Here is a 15,917-nt window from a genome sequence, read left to right as displayed (position 1 = left end):
CGTTTGGGCGTTCCGACGCCTGTTTGAGTACGTCTCCTACAAAGCCCCTGAACAGGGGGTCTCCGTAGAGCAAGTCGAGCCGAACCACACGTCCCAACGCTGTTCTCGAACAGACTGTGGGTTCACGCACGAGAACAACCGGTACGGTGAACAGTTCGAGTGCCAGAAGTGCGGATACGAAGTGAACGCGGACTACAACGGCGCGAAGAACATTGGCGTGCGATACGCCCGGAAGCGAACACACAGACTCCGTTCCTCGCCCAAGTCGGGGAGCGGAGACGCACTAGTAGACGTGCGTGTGAATGGTGGGACGTTGAACAGCAAGAGTCACCAGCCTATTGCTGGCGACTAATTGCCGGGAGTCCACATCAAAGCCCCATCACCAGAAATCTTCGATTTCTGGTTAGCAGTCAGAAGCTCCGCTTCTGACGACACCCTCAAGGACCGAGGCGCGTATGCGCCGAGGGAGTAGGGTGGGGTAGTTTACTCGCTGGTAGTACGGGAAAGACGAGATCGAGATTGTCGGTCTCGCACCGAATGATAACGTTACGAGCGCATACCCCTGTCTTTAGCTCGAGAGGAGGTCAATAAGTGTGGTACAAGCGTGTTACGCAGCGAGAAACACGGCCTCCCATTTTACTGTTCCAAATCGCGTGTCTTCAAATATGGAATTCAACTTTAATGGTCCATCTGGACCACTTCAGATTGTACTTGCACTGATTGTCGGACTGGGAGCCATTGGGTACGGGGGATACAGTTATTCGGCCCAATCTACGGCATTGGAATCCACAGAGACAGTTAATGCGACCATCGTTTCTACCTCAATCGAACGGATCAACGAACGACGGGGGACGGACGACTATAGTCCTCAAGCAACTTTCAACTACACCTACGAAGGAGATACCTATACATCCTCAAATATGTATCCTGGAGGTGTTTCGCACGAATTCGAGACCAAAGAAGACGCCAGAGCTCAATTAGAGGGATTTGAACCAGGAGCCACTGTGACAGCCTACGTACCAACGAAGTCACCTAGAAATGCCTTCCTCAAGCACGAGAGCAGCAACAAGCCACTATATATCATTGGACTCGGTGCAGTTCTAGTACTTGGTACGGTTCTCTCCATCTTCCGAAACTAATGAATTCGATTGAAACTATGGATTGGAAACTCGGGACAGTCATCGAACGGCGGTTCGTGTATGGAATTGTCGGATTCATCCGGTGGCTAAACTCACAGGTATTCTCCTCGAATTTCTATAACAGCGCATTCTCATCGGATAGGTTCTGGTGAATCATCGGTGAAAGCGGTCATCAATCCTTCTTTCGCTAGAATTGACCCGTTGACGGCGATTCCAAGCGTGTGGCTGTTCTCCAGGTCAACTACCCCACCCTACTTCGCTCACCCTGAGGGGTTCGCTCGTGGAGGGTGGGGCTTGTCCGTGAACTCGGCCTCGAACCCATCAGGGTAGCCGGTAAATCCGGCGTTCGGCTTCAGCGTTCCAGACTTTAGGGCAAGCTGACTGTTGCCCGTCCGCTGAGACGACTGTTGGCCTCGACGGACGTACCGCATACCGATGTTCTTCGCCGCGTTGTAGTCCGCGTTCGCCTCTGACTCACACTTCTGACACCGAAAGTCGTTACGAGTCGGGCGATTCTCGTTATTGCAACGCCCCCACGCGAGGTCTGTGGCGATTTGGCACCCCCGTTTCCACCGGAGATGGTGTCTTCGAGCAAGTCGCGTTGCTCGCCATCTACCGAGAGGCGAGTGATTGCCGTCCGACGCACGTAGTCATCTGCCACATATTCAATGTAAACCCGTGGCTATTTACTGCCATCGTAAATGCCCAGCTATACGAACGCGCTCCTCCCCTCCCTACCGCTCGCTTCGTTCGCGCTTGAGGGAGAGGACTCCGCACTACCGTTTAGTTGAAGCCGGCGGGACGGAACGCGAACAACAGGCGCTCGCGGGGGGACTCCGCACTACCGTTTAGTTGAAGCGGTGCGTCTGTCCCAACTGTGACGTATTTTAAGGCGAATGCTCAGTATCTATAGTTACGAAGTCAATGGCTTCGTTAATGCGTCTACAGGGAGACCGTGTTAATTGAGATCCTGTGTTTCTGAGCCAGAATCGGCAAGTAACACTATACGTATCATAGGACCAATGGTAGGATATGGGCAGTTATCGAATCGCTCACCATCGATGGGTCAACCAACGATCATCGAATGTGGTAAACCTCGTCTGGTGCGTCGTAGGAGTATAGGGCATCGATGACAGACGAACATAACGAGGCACTCACAGTCGACGAATTTCCGGATCCAATCGTCGTATATACTGTAGACGATGACGTGCCTCGTATCACAGCACTAAACGAAGCCTTTGCATCAGCTTTTGATGAGATCTCATCCGGAATGCCGGTGGCAACCATATTCGAGCAGTTTAGTGTTGTCAACTCGACCGGTAGAGAGCGACCAATAACACATCTCAGTCAAGGTGATTGCGTAGGCATTTATCTGGACGGGACCAACGAAGAAGGGCCCTTCTTCGCTCGAATGGTCTCTGCTGACGAAAACTCCGGGTACCTTGCTTTCATTGATTTGAGTAAATGCCCCGATGTTGCGGAGTCACCTGCTATCGATCAAGTTAGCAGTGTGATCAGCCATGACCTGCGTAATCCGTTAGATGTCGCCAAAGCACACCTCAGAGCAGCACGGGAGACTGGAGATGCCGAGCACTTTGACGCTGTAACCGACGCGCATAATCGGATGGAACAAATCATCCGAGACGTACTCACCATTACACAAGATCAGACTGCCGTGGATCCGTCAGATAACGTCTCAATCGAAGCCGCTGCAAAGGGTGCATGGCAATCTGTCGATACTGAAAATGCGACTCTTAATATTCGGGGGACACTCCCAATTGCCACTGCAGACGCTGACCGTCTCCAGAGACTGTTTGAGAATCTATTCCGGAATGCTATCGAACACAGTTTGGACGTCAACAACCGAGTGAGAAAACAAAAACAGGAGCCGAATTCAGAACGTGAAGTGATTGTCTCCGTTGGTGCGTTGGATGAGGGCTTCTACATCGCTGATGACGGTCAAGGCATCCCTTCGGAAGAACAGAATCGAGTTTTTGATCCAGGCTTCTCAACTCGGGACGGCGGAACAGGCCTCGGACTTGCAATAGTCGATCGAATCGTCGCTGCCCACAGCTGGGAATTGACGCTCACAACAGCCACGAACGGGGGTGCACGGTTCGAAATCCGCTTTTGACTCCGATGACGAATACTATCGCCAGAACCAATAGACCATTATCGAACGAACACGGTGCTAGTAGCTATGGATGATCGGCTTCAGAACGCTCCTGTTGGCGTTCTCATCGTCTCTCCGGATGGGAGAATGACCGATATCAATGAGGTCGGTAAGTCACTAATCGATTCTACAGACGACGTGACCGGAGTGCCTCTCGCTGAGATTTTCCCTCGGTCCGTCGAGGACTCTCTCTTGATGGCATTTGAAAGCGATTCGATCACAGACACATCTTTCCAAGAGTACTACCCTGAGTTGGAACGGTGGCTCAGTGTCTCAGTCACATCTACTGACGAGAGTGCCACGGTCTATCTCCAAGACGTAACGGAACGGAAACGCTACGAGCAGTCTATTGACCAGTTGCGAACCGAGCGCAAACGAACAGCTATCATTGAAGGCGTACTCTCAGAAATCCTTGCGGAGCTCATCGAGGCCACCTCCCGCGAGGAGATCGCTGAAACGATTTGCCACAGTCTCGGCGACACTGACATCTACAAATTTGCGTGGGTTGGCGAACGCGAGATCGGGAGTGACAATCTCGTAATCCACGCTGTTGGAGGTGAGGCCGACAAGACATTTGCGGCGATACGAGATGCACTTGACGTCGATGCAGCGAAGACTCTCGAAGAACGTGCAATCAAGAGCGGCCGGTTACAGTCTGCGCAACCACTCGCAGATAACCCCCAAGTACCAGAATCAGTCTGGACAGCCGGGTTCGCGGACGGCGTTCAATCAGCACTGGCCATTCCGCTCGTATACGGCTCGAACGTACACGGTGTCGTCGGCGTATATGCGGCCGGGACCGAGGCATTCTCTGATCGAGAACGCACGACCTTTGAGACATTAGGTGAAGTCGCTGGCTTCGCAGTCACTGCTACCCGGAACCGAAATCTACTACTCTCCGACACCGTCGCCGAACTTACGTTCAAAGTCGGAGATAACTCGGTCTTATCGAAGCTGAGCCAGTCCCTCAATTCGACGTTGCTACTAGAAGGGTTAGTCCCTCATCGGGATAATGCGTTACTGTGCTTCATCTCGGTTACGGACGCTGACATCCAGACAGTTGAGGACTCGGCGACTGTTCTCGATGAGGTTGTCGAGACTAGAGCTATTCGTGAGTCTGATTCGGGTGGAACTGTCGAACTCACCATACAAGGCTCCACTCCGCTACTCGACATTTCGTCTCTCGGCGGGACTGTTCGACAAGCGGACTTCGATAGTGGATCGGGCCAAGTCGTCGTCGAACTTCCGCCGGACGGCGACGTGCGGCGGATTGCAGATACCGTCAGCCGCGAGTACGATATGGAATTTGTTGCGAAAGAGGAACGAGAGCGATCGGTGACGACCGCTCGGGAATTCCGGGACGCATTAAACGATGCGTTGACGGAGCGACAACAGACTGTGCTTCAGACTGCGTACCTTGCGGATTACTTCGAATCACCCCGGGGAAGCACAGCAGAAGAAGTCGCTGCATCCCTCAACATTACCGGTTCGACGCTCCTGTATCACCTGCGAGCCGGACAGCGGAAGCTACTTGATGCGTATCTTAGCGAGAATACTGAAATATTCGAGGACCGGTGAAAGGCTTCCTGTTTCGATGATGCGCCTTGTAGATACAAGCGTATCCACAGTAATAAGCACTCTTCAGGAATCGGCTGTTTCAGACACTAATATGTCTGAAGGGTAGGATTTCAACAGAGCCGAAATTCTGAAATAGACCAGTGGTAAAGGTTCTGTGACACCTTCGACGTAGGTATCTGATCAAGCGACGAACCTTCGATAACGACAGAGAACAGTATCTTTGAGATGCCACTACCCGGAAGCAGGAATCCATCACAACTCATATCACCACTTTGGTACGAAAGAGGCCCTCAAGGAAATCTCTATGTCGTTGGAAATTCTTCCGGTTACTTGCACGTGTCCCCAAGTAGATCCACTCTCTTGAGGTCCGGTGCCCTCACCGTATTCATAGCAGTCGGAGCTATCGTTGTCACTCAAGTCCCGACAGTATCGGTAAACGAGATAACTGTCCGGACACCCGTCATACTCGGCCTCATCAGTGGCATCTTGCTTGTACCATCAATCATCTCTCACTACCGATCCAGAAACAACCGAAAGGCAATCCGATGGGCGCTGTTCGCATTTGGAATCCCGCTCTCTCTCACAACGGTCACCATTCAATTTACTCGGTGTACTCGCCGTACTCCTAAGCGTGGCCCTTGCGTGGGATATTGATCACCGGCTCTTCAGAACGACATCCCAGTAGATCCAGTAAGGGTATTCTCGTAATACTTCACGCCTGCCGAACTACTCGGGTAGAACGGGAGTCCACTGACAAGCCTCGGGGTCGTTCGGAAGACGAAGTCTTCCGTGATGACGAGACGCTCCGCGTCTCGAACCACTTGACCCTGAGGCGGTTGACATCAGCTCTTTTTATTTGGGTCAAAGGCGTAGTAGACGACAGCCATTGTGATTCCCATTACTACTGGTCCAAAACTTCCATCACCCGGCAGTAGGAGTCTCACAGCAAATACGCCCACAGCGGAGACAAAACCAACAAGAAGAGCGTAAGAGACACGAGAGAGGCCACGCACTCGATTATCTAGCCGTCGGTACAGACCTCGTAGAGTGTCCATACGCAGGACTATTATTGACGAGGGATGTCTCTTTTTGTTAGATCTGGCTCTGTTGAAATCCAATTCGTTAGACATATGCTCGCTTGAAACAGCTGGTGACTGAAAGGTACAGATTTACCGACCGTCTCAGAATACCACCGCAATACTTCAGAAACCTACCCAAACCGAGCACTTTCGCTACTCGAATAGTAATTCAGGAACTGATGCGAGGAGACCGAGGAACATAACGAGAATACCAACGGCGACTATTCGAAGTATCCCGGCTGACCGTCGTCGCTCTAGAGGCAGCGATTCGGCGAACCCAGAGAATCCAAGTGCGAGACCAGTAAAGAGGAAGAAGTGAGAACTATTGAGTACGATACTAGTGTACACCCACGCAAGTAGGCAGATGGACGATAAGGACAAAAAGATGAGTCCTTTCCTTCGCCCATCTGGCTTACGAAACAACACCCGCTGGAATATCCCCATACGTTCAAGCAAGAGTTCGACCCGATAAAGTGTCCGGATGAATGAAAAGTAGTTTTTAGTGGCTCTGTTGAAACCCTCAGTAGGTGATACATTCTGACTCAGTTGCGGTCAATACACCAAACTCACTTAACAGCGGGAACTGAATCCGAGATTATGGAATTAGATAGCTCTCTTACATCAACTGATTGGGCTTTAAGCCTGTTTGTGACGGCCATTGTTATTGGATGGCAACTCTCCGCTGGTAATTCCTTCAGTTCAAAAATGGCTGGAGCCCTAACGTTCGGTGGTGTCGTTCTGGGGGTCTGTCTGTACGTGTCTGAATGGCATCGTGACCGGTAAGCAGTCTCCAGCGACCGGCTGTTTCAGACGATAATGTGTCTGAAAAATAGGATTTCAACAGAGCCGGAAGATTGCCTCTGTTGAAATACTCACACGAGGACTGGTTTCAAGCGTCGTGCAAGATGGAAGCTGTATACGACTCGTAGCCATTCTCTGGCAACTACATTCTAACCGATACGAATTTGAAGATTCGCCGAACAATCTCGTTTATGGAGTTCCGAAAGTTGGTCTCCGATTACCTTCCAAACGCCGTAGTTGCTGCGACCATTTTCACGCTCTACAATACCTACACTGGCGAGATCGCTGACCCAGTCACGATTGGTGTCGAATTTATTTCCTACGTTATTGCAATCTTCATCGGATTCATAGTTATTACTCCAATTTTGAAAAAGGCATTCAGTAGCCTTACAACATAATGTGACTGTACTGATCGGGGCCAGGGCAGAATATAGGACCTGCTGGGAAGTTCAATAAAGCGGATCTATTGAAATCCTCTGCCGGTGAACCTGCAACTAATCTGCGGTCAATACAGACAATCTATATAAATCTAAGCGGCGAATCGAAATCTGGATGACTGCCCTCCACACCCTTCGGAAACGGATCCGTCCAGCGGCACTGCTGGTTATGTCTACCCTCATCGTGGCGGCTACCTATTTCGAGTTTGTGTACTACAACTCCCCGACGCTGTATTCCGTCGCTCTCTGGATAATCGTCGTTCCGATGCTGTTGGCGTCAACGGTGACTGGAGTTCGAAGCCATCCACTCTACCAGCCACTCGTGTATGGTGGGTTCATCGTGATCGGGACACTACAGTATCTGGGCGAAGAGTGGTTCCTGCTCGCCGTTCTGTTCGTCCTCGGCGGAGTTCTCGGTCTTGCTGTCGAACTTCGCAACCAAACCAATGTCACGCGTTCAGGCTACCAGCAGTAACGCTGTACGTTCTCACACCGAGAAGCACTAGAAGAGCAGTATTTAGTGAACAGCTGTTTCAGACGAGAATGTGTCTGAAGGATAGGATTTCAACGGAGCCACTAGACCAATTTGAACGGACGATCGGTGTTGAACTCTGGAACCTACAACCAGAAGTACGGTACGACAGCGAGTACGGCGGCTACCGAGCTGACATCATCGCACGCGGATACGATGGTGATCAATTTGTTGATGTGATAGCCGAAGTCCAGTTCGACCGCAACAAAGAAAGCGCCCTGAGCCACCAGAGAAAGCTATTCCTCTATGGCAACCTCGCTGACGCAGATGTGCTCGTCTGGTTGACGGACGCCGAGCTAGACCCGTCTGTACTGAGTGAATACCTTCCGGCTCTGTTGAAATCTTATCCTTCAGACCTGCTATGGGCTGAAACATCCGTTCGCTAAAGCCTGCGCGTTGACCAATGTCCTACCTCTCTACACAAATCTTAAATTCGTTCCTTGATCGAATCCTTGTTCCGTTTCCGAGATAATTAAGTTGTGAACTAGTTACGAAACAACTATGTTTGAATTGGTCCACCAATATGCCCCCCAAAGTCCCGCTGGTCGAACTGCGACTGCCATCGTCGCCTGTTTGATTGGTGTCCCAGCACTCGTACTCGGACTCGTTGGATTATCTGGAAACGTCGCGGCAGGACTCTTGTTCCTCTTGCTCAGTACTGTAACGCTTGGTGTCGCCGGACAATTGGTACGAGGGGTCGTTCGTCAGGCGAATGCAGCCCCTGTGGACAGTCTACAGGACGGTCAGCGGACAGACGAAGCGAACGAAACGCCAATTGAAACGCTTCGGCGACGGTATGCGGAAGGTGAACTTGATGACGAAGCGTTTGAGCAGCGTCTCGACCAACTCATCAAAACGGAAGAACTGGAGCAGCAGACGACCGAGCGCGAGCGCGTGATAGAGTGACTCCTGTGCTGGGCGATACGTCTCTCTTCTGTACTGAGCGAAACGACGGAATAGGTGTGAAATTCGTTGATTGAGATCTCGACGATTATATAATATTGAAATATTGGAGACCGGCGATCAGCAGGATCGCACCAATCAGTACGAGTTTCTGTACCCAAGATGGAACTCCTTTCCGAATTCTGAAGCCCCAGTCCATACAAGTTAATACTAAGCCCGGTTCTTAAATTCTAAGTCAGATCTACAATTACGAGACTGACCGTCAGCTACGTCAACTGTTTGGGGTCAAGACATTCCCATAACTCCCCGTAAAACCGCGTGAAACGGATCTCCTCTGCGTGAAGATACTGTACTGAGTGATTCGCTAACTTTGATTCCACGTCTATGTCGATGGATCAGCCGAGAGAACGAGCGTGTGAACCTACTGATGAACAATCAATCACAGATCATTCACCTATTATAAGTAATTGTTCAGAGATATTCGATTTCTCTGTTCAGGAACAATTATTTTCCTGACTCGGCTACGGAAGGCTATGGACTGGGAGAAGAGGGCAGACCTGTGTGTTGCTATCGGGATGCTACCCTTCGTAGTCTGGATGGCACTCACAAGCCGCTCAATCTCCGCAGTTGGCTGTCTCCTATTTAGTTTGACTGCCGCCTTGCGACTTCGCTCATCACGAGTGCGATGGTGGACAGACGAGTACCAGTGGCGATTTCTGGTGATTATGCTCCCGGTGCTTCTGATGACCGTGCTGGGAGCGATGCCGACCAGATAACCAATACGCGCCAGTACTGACCGATACGTGAGTCCCCTGGGCTGAATGGTTCGTGAGTCTCCTGTACTGACCGCGGTCCGCGGAGCAGCATCGCCACAACTTTGAGAATTGCATCCGAAACCTAACTGATGCCCTCCAACAAAGCGACAGCCGCGGCCCCGATAGCAACTGGCGTCCTTCTCGCCGGGACGGCTGCACGAGAAGTCGCACAGAATGGACTCGAAATCTGGACGACGCTGGCGCTCGCCGGTGGCCTCTCCGCGGTCGCTGTCGGCCTCAGCGTTCTGACCGGTCTCAGTGGGTTCGACTCCGACGACGCACTCGAAGGACACCACGACCGGACAACAGTCGCGCTCGCTGGCCTCGCGCTGATGAGTATCGCCGTCGGTGCCGGGATCGCGCTAGCGTAGACGACGCCAACCGACCCGCGTCCGCGCTACGTCCGATACCCGCTCGACGTATGCTGTCGTTCGGGACACGCAACGGTGCACTCCCAGCGAATAGCCTGTACTGACCGAGGCCGGGCCAGAAGGTAGCACCTGCTGAGGATTTCAATAAAGCCAAATAAGTTGAATATATGGAACAGAGACGGCTGAAGACGCTTATCGGGGTGGCAATGGTCGGCTTAGGACTTGTCCAAGCGGGGTCTTTCGCCCTACAAAGTGAATGGCTACCTATGGTTTTGGGTCTCCTCTATTCAGCTATTGGAACCGCATATCTCTGGGCAGAAGTATACACTGTCGGTCAGTAAGCTGCCGAGACAGATCCGCTGACCGTACAGTTAACAGATTAATAGGTGATTCAATAGTATGGCTTCGGCCGATACCGATGATCCGGAGACGCTGCTCGCGGATCTTGAACTGACGCGCGGACTCACCATCCAGATGACCGCGCTCACCACACTCGGCTTCGTTATTGCAGTGGTCGCACTAAGCGGCCTCTACCAAGCCGGTACTGGGCATCCGGCGTCATTTCGGTTTGCGCCCGAGATCAGTTGGTGGACCAACGCCCTGGACGTTCTCATTATCCTGGTATTGGCAACTGTCTTCGTCATCCCTCACGAGTGGCTGCACGGCCTTGCCATCCGGTACTACGGCGGCGAGGCGAAATACGGCGTCGGGATCGCATACTTCATTCTCCCGTACGCCTACGCCACGACTGACCACGAATTCACTCGCAACCAGTTCATTGTCGTCCTCATGACGCCACTAGTTGTGCTGACCGCCATCGGTGTCCCGGCGATGCTGGTCTTCGAGTGGGGCTGGCTCATCGTCCCGCTAGCCGCGAACGCCGCTGGAGCGATTGCTGACCTCTGGATGACGATGACGCTGCTTGCCTATCCCGCGAATGTCCGTCTAGAAGACCATCCCAAGGGTGTCCGGATACTCGGCCGCGAAAGCGACCGTCGAGGCGCGCTATCGGTGACTGCCGTTGTCTGGGATGCACTCGCCGGCGCAGCATTGTGGTACAGCGCGGTCTTCGTTGTCCCGTTGGCGTTCTTCGCATTCGTCCTCGCGCTCCCGACGGGGTGAGATACGGAAAAAATACAGAACGCTACGGCTCGACAAATCAGATATGAGCCAGCCACCCTCTAAAAAAGAGACCGACGCGGACAACGAGGAAAAAGAAATTAACGAAACACTGGATCGAATCATCAACTTTCTCGCAACGTATCTACCGTGAGGGGCTCACAGGACATCACGGACCGATTACCAATATTTCGGACTTTGGTGGCGTACGTCGGTCCTAAGTTCCCTATGTCCGGTGCGGCATCCACAACCCATAGAGGATCGCTACGAGTCCCGCGAGTTCACTGACTTGGCCGACGCTATTGACGATCGGAATCGGGACATTAAGACCAAACCCCAAAATCACGAGCGCGGCGCCTGGAATGCCGAGAATGAGCGCGAATCCGAGGGCGATAAATAGCATCGGTCGGCTTTGGTTCCGTCGATATCCGAGATACGCGAGGTAGCTGATCGTCAACCCGAGTGCAACGGAGATCAGTTCACTGTAAGTGCGAATGCGGCTTAGCGTATCGAGATCGATCGACTGGAGGAGTAATTCAGGTGTAGTCATCTGTTTTCGACGAAGCGAGTGAACCGGTCTGCCATCCGTTCACGACGGGAGACGGTGGTTTCGAAGCCCTCATCGGTGAGTTCCAGTGTGACGCTGCGGAGTTGCGCCTGGTACACTTTGTAGTTCTTCCCGTCCGTAACTGGCTGGATCTCTTCGGACACGAGGTCGTGCTGTTGGAGTCGTTCGAGTCGACGGTAGATCGTCGGTTCTGACGCATCAAGCCGTGTACTGAGTTCGGACGCCGAACAGGGATCGTTTTTCGTTTCGATGAGGATGTGCCGGGCACAGTCATCTGCGAGGAGATCTGCGAGTGCCGCCGCATCTGATCCGTCCGACACAACAATTGCCACATCTAGGTGTATCTCAATAACAGTTCGGGACGGTGTGTAGATTGTGTCTAGCTTCAGCGGCTGAAACTAGGCGATGGAGCTCTTTGGTATGGCACGTGCAGGCTTCAGTGTCGATGTCGAAGTCGAATATTCCCCGCGATGTGGATGAACCCTCCAAACATACGATACGGTTGCTACTGGTCCCCTTCTGGAATCATACTGAACGCCGCCCTCGTGCCCTCTGGCGGATCCTCGGTGCGTTCGTACTCGTCGCAATCGGCTCGCAGGTGATTCCGTCCGTACTGTTCAATGATATCGAACTCCCGCCATCGATACTGGGAGTAGCTCAAAACGGTTTTACTGTCGCCATTGTTCTTCTAGTGGTCGTGATTTGGGCACGCCACGTCGATCACCGTCAACTCTCCGAATATGGCTTAGAAATCGGAGACGAATGGATTCGTGCTGCGGGTGTTGGTATCATCATCGCATTCGTCGCGTGGGGACTAGCGCTCGTAGTGCATCTCAGTACTGGGTGGGCGCACATTTCAGCTCTGTTGTCACCAAGCAACGCGGAGAACGCACTCCCGTTGACGCTGGCGATGCTCGCATTTACCATCCAGTTCTTGTTCGTCGGAATCTGGGAAGAACTCTTGTTTCGAGGCCTCATACTCAAAAACGCCGCAGAAGGATTCCAGAGCCGTTGGTTCTCGGAACGCAGATCGGTGCTAGCTGGACTTGTAGTCTCATCAGTGCTGTTCGGCGTCGTCCACGTCGGTCAGGCGAATTCACTGCTGGCGCTCGGTTTCTGGGTGTTGATGGGTCTGGTTCTCGGAAGTACGTACGTAGTAACGGATTCGCTGGCAATCCCTATCGGACTTCATTTTGCAACGAACCTCGCGTTCAACAACGTCTACGGGTTGAGTAATGTGCGTCCGGAGACTGCAAATATCGCTGCTACGCTGCTACGCCCGGATTTCACCGGTCCAGCACGCTTTGTCGGTGTCTCAGGATTCGTTAACGTCGGGATAGTTTTGATCATTGCCACACTCGCAATTGGGTACGTTACGATCCGTTATGGCTCAGTCAAGGTTAGAATATCGCCCTCGTATACTATTGACTCCCATTCACAGAAGTAATTTGGTGACGAATGCTTTGGATCGGGTCCTAATTGGGACTACAAATTGCACAAATTCAAACACTTAAGCAGGTATGGGACGCATTGTATGCTGCTCTCAACCCCCCCATCTTCGATCACAATTACTATCTAGACAGGATATGGAACGCCAGTCGCTTATGACTCAAGAATTGGTCCCCTTGGCCCGGAAATTAGCCGTCCCGTATTATCAGAACGCTCTCCCAGCACACGATCAGTTCCACGCTAGTCGGGTTCACGATATCGCCCGGCGATTAGCGAGCGAATATGAAGGAGCTGTTGAGAGGGACGTTCTTTTCGCTGCGGCTTGGTTTCACGATATTGGACGCCCACTAGAAACAGCAGGAGAAATTACAGATCACGTTGAGTGGGGTGCAGTCACAGCAGGCGAACTGTTGCAGGAGGAAGAAGTAGCGTCAGATCGGATCGCTGAGATCCAGGACAGTATTCGATCTCACGGCATTCGAGCTAGCTCTCCGGAGCCAAGCACCCCTGAAGCGAAATTACTCTTTGATGCAGATAAGCTGGACGCACTTGGTGCCGTTGGAATCGTGCGGATGTCGTGTATCCTTGGTGAGCAATCAGGAAAGGCTGGCGATAAAATCGCCGTGATTGATGATTCAACAATTTCTGAAAGTATTACAACGAATCTCCCCGATATCTCTTTGCTTCGAGACAGAGCACGAAAGCGCCTTGAACTGCTGTGCACAGAACCGGGACAACGTGTTGGAAACGCGCGGTGGGAATATATCGAAGAATTCCTCGATCAATTTCGAGCAGAAATCGATGCTAAAAGGTAAGTAAACTACTCCGCGCCACCGCGTGCTGAAGCACCCTAGCCACAACCGTTCTGAGAGTTTGGAGATGTGGAACGCGACCTTTCTTTTTGTATTCTACAGATGAACAAGCCGAGTGACTCGGGACTTGATCTCGAGGGGGTTCACCCCCAAAAGCTGTGGGATAGTAGAGACCTCAGTCGTTATTGGCGTGGAATTGGACGATGAGCCGTTCTGTGGCTAGAGCGTACACAGTCATTTCTCGGCCTTTTTCGGAGTACCACGTTTCAATCGGTGTGATGAGCTCTGCGTTGCAGAGCCGATCAAGATGGTATGCGACGTTCTGAACTGATTGATCGACTGAGTTAGCAATCTCTGATGTCGTCTTCGGTTCCGATTTGAGCGTGCCCAAAATCGCTTGCGCTGTCTCGGAGGAGAGGACCTGTAGAACGTCAGTTGGTTTGTTTTGATCAACGACGATGTTCGTTTGTTTGCTGGGAGCGTGATTGACGGGGGGATGGTGTGGAAGAGCGCTTGCCATAGATTTGCTGATCTCCGGATACCTCTGTTCAGTTTGTTCGGTACACTCCGAACAAACGAATCAAACAATTTAATACTTACGAAATTCACAAGAACAGTATGACTCAACAGATATCCCATCACGTAGAGTGGAGAAACAAATATCTATGAGTAAGGACGATCGTGCCGTAGCACGCGAGCGCATTATCGAATCGATGGAGCAGTCTGCCGAAGTCTACGGTCTCAGTCGGAGTGCAGGCCGTATCTACGGCGTGTTATACTTTTCTAAAGAGCCACTCTCAATTCCGGACCTCGTTGAAGAAACCGGCTATGCGAAATCCACGATAAGCAATGTCACTCGAACGTTAACGCGGATCGGGCTTATACACCGTCGTTCCTCAGAAGGGGGTGGGCGACGTGTCCACTATTCGGCTGAGCGCGAGATCTGGATCATTCTGCAGGATGTGTTCCAACAATACATCCAACGGGAGGTTCAAACGACGCTCCGGACGATTCAGCGTGCTCAAGCACAATTACCCGACGATAACGAAACCGAACTTGAACGCATCGAAGAACTCCGAGAAACCTATGAAGATTTTCAAGAGATCGTCACCCTTGCATCAAACCTCACTGCTGCAGAACTCCGCGAAGCCCTCGAATCCTACGAGCGATAGTCACCAGTACACGGTGTACACACAGGTATCGTCTCCTTCGCGACGACACGTCTCTCCAGTTTCCTCAATAAAGACGAACGCATCGACAGACGCGTATTTTCTGGCGACGCCACGGATGAGGCCTCGGTCAAATGGACAAGGATACGGGTTATTACACGTGATTTCACCGGTTCGGTCGTCGGTGTTTTCGAACTCGTAAGAGCCAATCTCACCACCTCGGTGGTTCTGTTGATAGGCTTCATCAATTGACAGCAGCCCCTGTGAAACGGTATTGAAGTCGTTCGGCCACTCGGCGACTTCCGGAATTTGTTCGCCAAGTCGATCAAGGACGTGCGGCTGGAGTTCCTCAGCAATCGTCTCGAATGCATTCAACCACGTTTGCTGAGGGTACCACTCATCGGGTTCAGGAGCAGTTATCCCTTCAGCAGCAAGTGCTTGAAGCGCTCTCTCCTGATATTCTTTAGAAAAGCGTCCCATTGCCTCTTCGACGATCGTCAATACTGTTTGACCTTTCACCTCTACGCCTCGGTCAAACGCTTCATAGGTGGCCATTGTGCATACCTCCAATTGGATCAGGAAAGTAACTTCGATGTAAGACCCTTTTTTAGGAACGGAAGAGTTCTAGTACCCGTCGAACGAGACGTTTTCCGTTTGTTCGAACAAACGCGATCCCACCGAGTCGTGACTCAGCAAGTGCATCGTGAGATCACACGCGCTACCTCCTCAACGAGTACCAAGACGGACACGGTGAACTGCCGTCTATGACTGCGCTTCGGTCGGAACTCCCCGACCTCAAGCAGTGGTGGAACGGCCTCTCCAACGTGTACTCGAAGGTTCTCCAAATCGTCGTTGAACGGCTGTTCGACAACCTCAATGGCTTCTCCAAGCTCAAAGAGACGGTTACGGCGTCGGCCAACTCAAGTGGAAGCCGCTACGGGAATTTCGCAGTTACACATACAGTCAGATGAT

General features: G+C 52.0%; 17 protein-coding genes and 2 pseudogenes. 14 read left to right on the top strand and 5 right to left on the bottom strand.

The features are described from left to right. Together ACP99_RS18955 and ACP99_RS18950 are read left to right on the top strand one after the other, a co-directional pair. On the top strand, nt 1–352 hold a 352-nt coding region (locus tag ACP99_RS18955; protein ID WP_156105583.1), incomplete at its 5' end, for a zinc ribbon domain-containing protein. Between the two features lie 313 nt (nt 353–665). After that, a complete protein-coding gene (locus ACP99_RS18950; protein ID WP_231554203.1) occupies nt 666–1,139 on the top strand; it encodes a DUF3592 domain-containing protein in 474 nt (157 codons plus the stop codon). Nucleotides 1,140–1,399: 260 nt separating this feature from the next. Here the strand turns inward: ACP99_RS18950 and ACP99_RS20770 are convergent. After that, nucleotides 1,400–1,660 (bottom strand): annotated as a pseudogene (locus ACP99_RS20770) (zinc ribbon domain-containing protein); the annotation flags it as partial. A 608-nt stretch (nt 1,661–2,268) separates the two neighbouring features. Between ACP99_RS20770 and ACP99_RS18940 the strand changes: the two are divergent. The 8 genes from ACP99_RS18940 (at nt 2,269) to ACP99_RS03230 (ending at nt 10,950) form a co-directional block, all read left to right on the top strand. Further along, the gene (locus tag ACP99_RS18940; protein WP_081927096.1) at nt 2,269–3,273 is read left to right on the top strand and encodes a sensor histidine kinase; all 1,005 of its coding nucleotides are present in this window, start codon (nt 2,269–2,271) and stop codon (nt 3,271–3,273) included. A 66-nt stretch (nt 3,274–3,339) separates the two neighbouring features. Beyond that, nucleotides 3,340–4,890 carry a bacterio-opsin activator domain-containing protein gene (locus ACP99_RS03260; RefSeq protein ID WP_049985229.1) on the top strand — a complete coding sequence of 517 codons (1,551 nt, stop codon included), beginning with the start codon at nt 3,340–3,342 and terminating at the stop codon, nt 4,888–4,890. Between the two features lie 2,071 nt (nt 4,891–6,961). Then, nucleotides 6,962–7,168 carry a hypothetical protein gene (locus ACP99_RS03255; RefSeq protein WP_049985228.1) on the top strand — a complete coding sequence of 69 codons (207 nt, stop codon included), beginning with the start codon at nt 6,962–6,964 and terminating at the stop codon, nt 7,166–7,168. 154 nt (nt 7,169–7,322) lie between these two features. Then, the gene (locus ACP99_RS03250) at nt 7,323–7,682 is read left to right on the top strand and encodes a hypothetical protein (protein WP_049985227.1); all 360 of its coding nucleotides are present in this window, start codon (nt 7,323–7,325) and stop codon (nt 7,680–7,682) included. Between the two features lie 68 nt (nt 7,683–7,750). Beyond that, nucleotides 7,751–8,125 (top strand): hypothetical protein, encoded by a 375-nt coding sequence (locus ACP99_RS03245; protein WP_049985226.1) that lies wholly within the window; start codon nt 7,751–7,753, stop codon nt 8,123–8,125. A gap of 115 nt (nt 8,126–8,240) precedes the next feature. Further along, complete coding sequence (locus ACP99_RS03240; protein WP_049985225.1) at nt 8,241–8,645, top strand: SHOCT domain-containing protein; 405 nt, start codon at nt 8,241–8,243, stop codon at nt 8,643–8,645. Between the two features lie 901 nt (nt 8,646–9,546). Beyond that, nucleotides 9,547–9,828 (top strand): hypothetical protein, encoded by a 282-nt coding sequence (locus ACP99_RS03235; protein ID WP_049985224.1) that lies wholly within the window; start codon nt 9,547–9,549, stop codon nt 9,826–9,828. A 399-nt stretch (nt 9,829–10,227) separates the two neighbouring features. Further along, complete coding sequence (locus ACP99_RS03230; RefSeq protein ID WP_049985223.1) at nt 10,228–10,950, top strand: DUF3267 domain-containing protein; 723 nt, start codon at nt 10,228–10,230, stop codon at nt 10,948–10,950. Nucleotides 10,951–11,173: 223 nt separating this feature from the next. Here the strand turns inward: ACP99_RS03230 and ACP99_RS03225 are convergent, their stop codons facing one another. Both ACP99_RS03225 and ACP99_RS03220 read right to left on the bottom strand, forming a co-directional pair. After that, complete coding sequence (locus ACP99_RS03225) at nt 11,174–11,497, bottom strand: DUF7521 family protein (RefSeq protein WP_049985222.1); 324 nt, start codon at nt 11,495–11,497, stop codon at nt 11,174–11,176. After that, complete coding sequence (locus ACP99_RS03220) at nt 11,494–11,835, bottom strand: ArsR/SmtB family transcription factor (RefSeq protein WP_081927091.1); 342 nt, start codon at nt 11,833–11,835, stop codon at nt 11,494–11,496. Before ACP99_RS03220 ends, ACP99_RS03225 begins: the two co-directional genes overlap by 4 nt. Nucleotides 11,836–11,987: 152 nt before the next feature. Here ACP99_RS03220 and ACP99_RS03215 point away from each other — a divergent pair, with 152 nt between their 5' ends. Then, nucleotides 11,988–12,962 carry a CPBP family intramembrane glutamic endopeptidase gene (locus ACP99_RS03215; protein WP_049985220.1) on the top strand — a complete coding sequence of 325 codons (975 nt, stop codon included), beginning with the start codon at nt 11,988–11,990 and terminating at the stop codon, nt 12,960–12,962. A gap of 157 nt (nt 12,963–13,119) precedes the next feature. Beyond that, nucleotides 13,120–13,779, top strand: a complete 660-nt coding sequence (locus ACP99_RS18925; protein ID WP_081927103.1) for an HD domain-containing protein — start codon at nt 13,120–13,122, stop codon at nt 13,777–13,779. Nucleotides 13,780–13,951: 172 nt separating this feature from the next. On the opposite strand, the gene ACP99_RS18920 is transcribed toward ACP99_RS18925, so the two are convergent. Further along, the gene (locus ACP99_RS18920) at nt 13,952–14,296 is read right to left on the bottom strand and encodes an ArsR/SmtB family transcription factor (protein WP_081927087.1); all 345 of its coding nucleotides are present in this window, start codon (nt 14,294–14,296) and stop codon (nt 13,952–13,954) included. A gap of 145 nt (nt 14,297–14,441) precedes the next feature. Between ACP99_RS18920 and ACP99_RS03210 the strand changes: the two genes are divergently transcribed. After that, complete coding sequence (locus ACP99_RS03210) at nt 14,442–14,948, top strand: GbsR/MarR family transcriptional regulator (RefSeq protein WP_049985219.1); 507 nt, start codon at nt 14,442–14,444, stop codon at nt 14,946–14,948. On the opposite strand, the gene ACP99_RS03205 is transcribed toward ACP99_RS03210, so the two are convergent. Next, nucleotides 14,949–15,500, bottom strand: a complete 552-nt coding sequence (locus ACP99_RS03205) for a hypothetical protein (RefSeq protein WP_049985218.1) — start codon at nt 15,498–15,500, stop codon at nt 14,949–14,951. Nucleotides 15,501–15,652: 152 nt separating this feature from the next. Between ACP99_RS03205 and ACP99_RS03200 the strand changes: the two are divergent. Beyond that, a pseudogene (locus ACP99_RS03200) lies at nt 15,653–15,912 on the top strand (RNA-guided endonuclease TnpB family protein); the annotation flags it as partial. Nucleotides 15,913–15,917: the final 5 nt, after the last annotated feature.

It is taken from the genome of Halobellus rufus (assembly GCF_000739575.1).
GTDB classification, from domain to species: Archaea; Halobacteriota; Halobacteria; order Halobacteriales; family Haloferacaceae; genus Haloquadratum; species Haloquadratum rufum.
Note: the sequence above shows the minus strand (reverse complement) of the source record. Positions and strands in the feature narration are given on the sequence as shown.

Coding starts and splice junctions, on each gene's coding strand:
- ACP99_RS03230 (WP_049985223.1), top strand. CDS start 10,228: ATGGCTTCGGCCGATACCGATGATCCGGAGACGCTGCTCGCGGATCTT.
- ACP99_RS03235 (WP_049985224.1), top strand. CDS start 9,547: ATGCCCTCCAACAAAGCGACAGCCGCGGCCCCGATAGCAACTGGCGTC.
- ACP99_RS03260 (WP_049985229.1), top strand. CDS start 3,340: ATGGATGATCGGCTTCAGAACGCTCCTGTTGGCGTTCTCATCGTCTCT.
- ACP99_RS03205 (WP_049985218.1), bottom strand. CDS start 15,500: ATGGCCACCTATGAAGCGTTTGACCGAGGCGTAGAGGTGAAAGGTCAA.
- ACP99_RS18920 (WP_081927087.1), bottom strand. CDS start 14,296: ATGGCAAGCGCTCTTCCACACCATCCCCCCGTCAATCACGCTCCCAGC.
- ACP99_RS18925 (WP_081927103.1), top strand. CDS start 13,120: ATGACTCAAGAATTGGTCCCCTTGGCCCGGAAATTAGCCGTCCCGTAT.
- ACP99_RS03250 (WP_049985227.1), top strand. CDS start 7,323: ATGACTGCCCTCCACACCCTTCGGAAACGGATCCGTCCAGCGGCACTG.
- ACP99_RS03255 (WP_049985228.1), top strand. CDS start 6,962: ATGGAGTTCCGAAAGTTGGTCTCCGATTACCTTCCAAACGCCGTAGTT.
- ACP99_RS18950 (WP_231554203.1), top strand. CDS start 666: ATGGAATTCAACTTTAATGGTCCATCTGGACCACTTCAGATTGTACTT.
- ACP99_RS03245 (WP_049985226.1), top strand. CDS start 7,751: ATGTGTCTGAAGGATAGGATTTCAACGGAGCCACTAGACCAATTTGAA.
- ACP99_RS03225 (WP_049985222.1), bottom strand. CDS start 11,497: ATGACTACACCTGAATTACTCCTCCAGTCGATCGATCTCGATACGCTA.
- ACP99_RS03210 (WP_049985219.1), top strand. CDS start 14,442: ATGAGTAAGGACGATCGTGCCGTAGCACGCGAGCGCATTATCGAATCG.
- ACP99_RS03240 (WP_049985225.1), top strand. CDS start 8,241: ATGTTTGAATTGGTCCACCAATATGCCCCCCAAAGTCCCGCTGGTCGA.
- ACP99_RS18940 (WP_081927096.1), top strand. CDS start 2,269: ATGACAGACGAACATAACGAGGCACTCACAGTCGACGAATTTCCGGAT.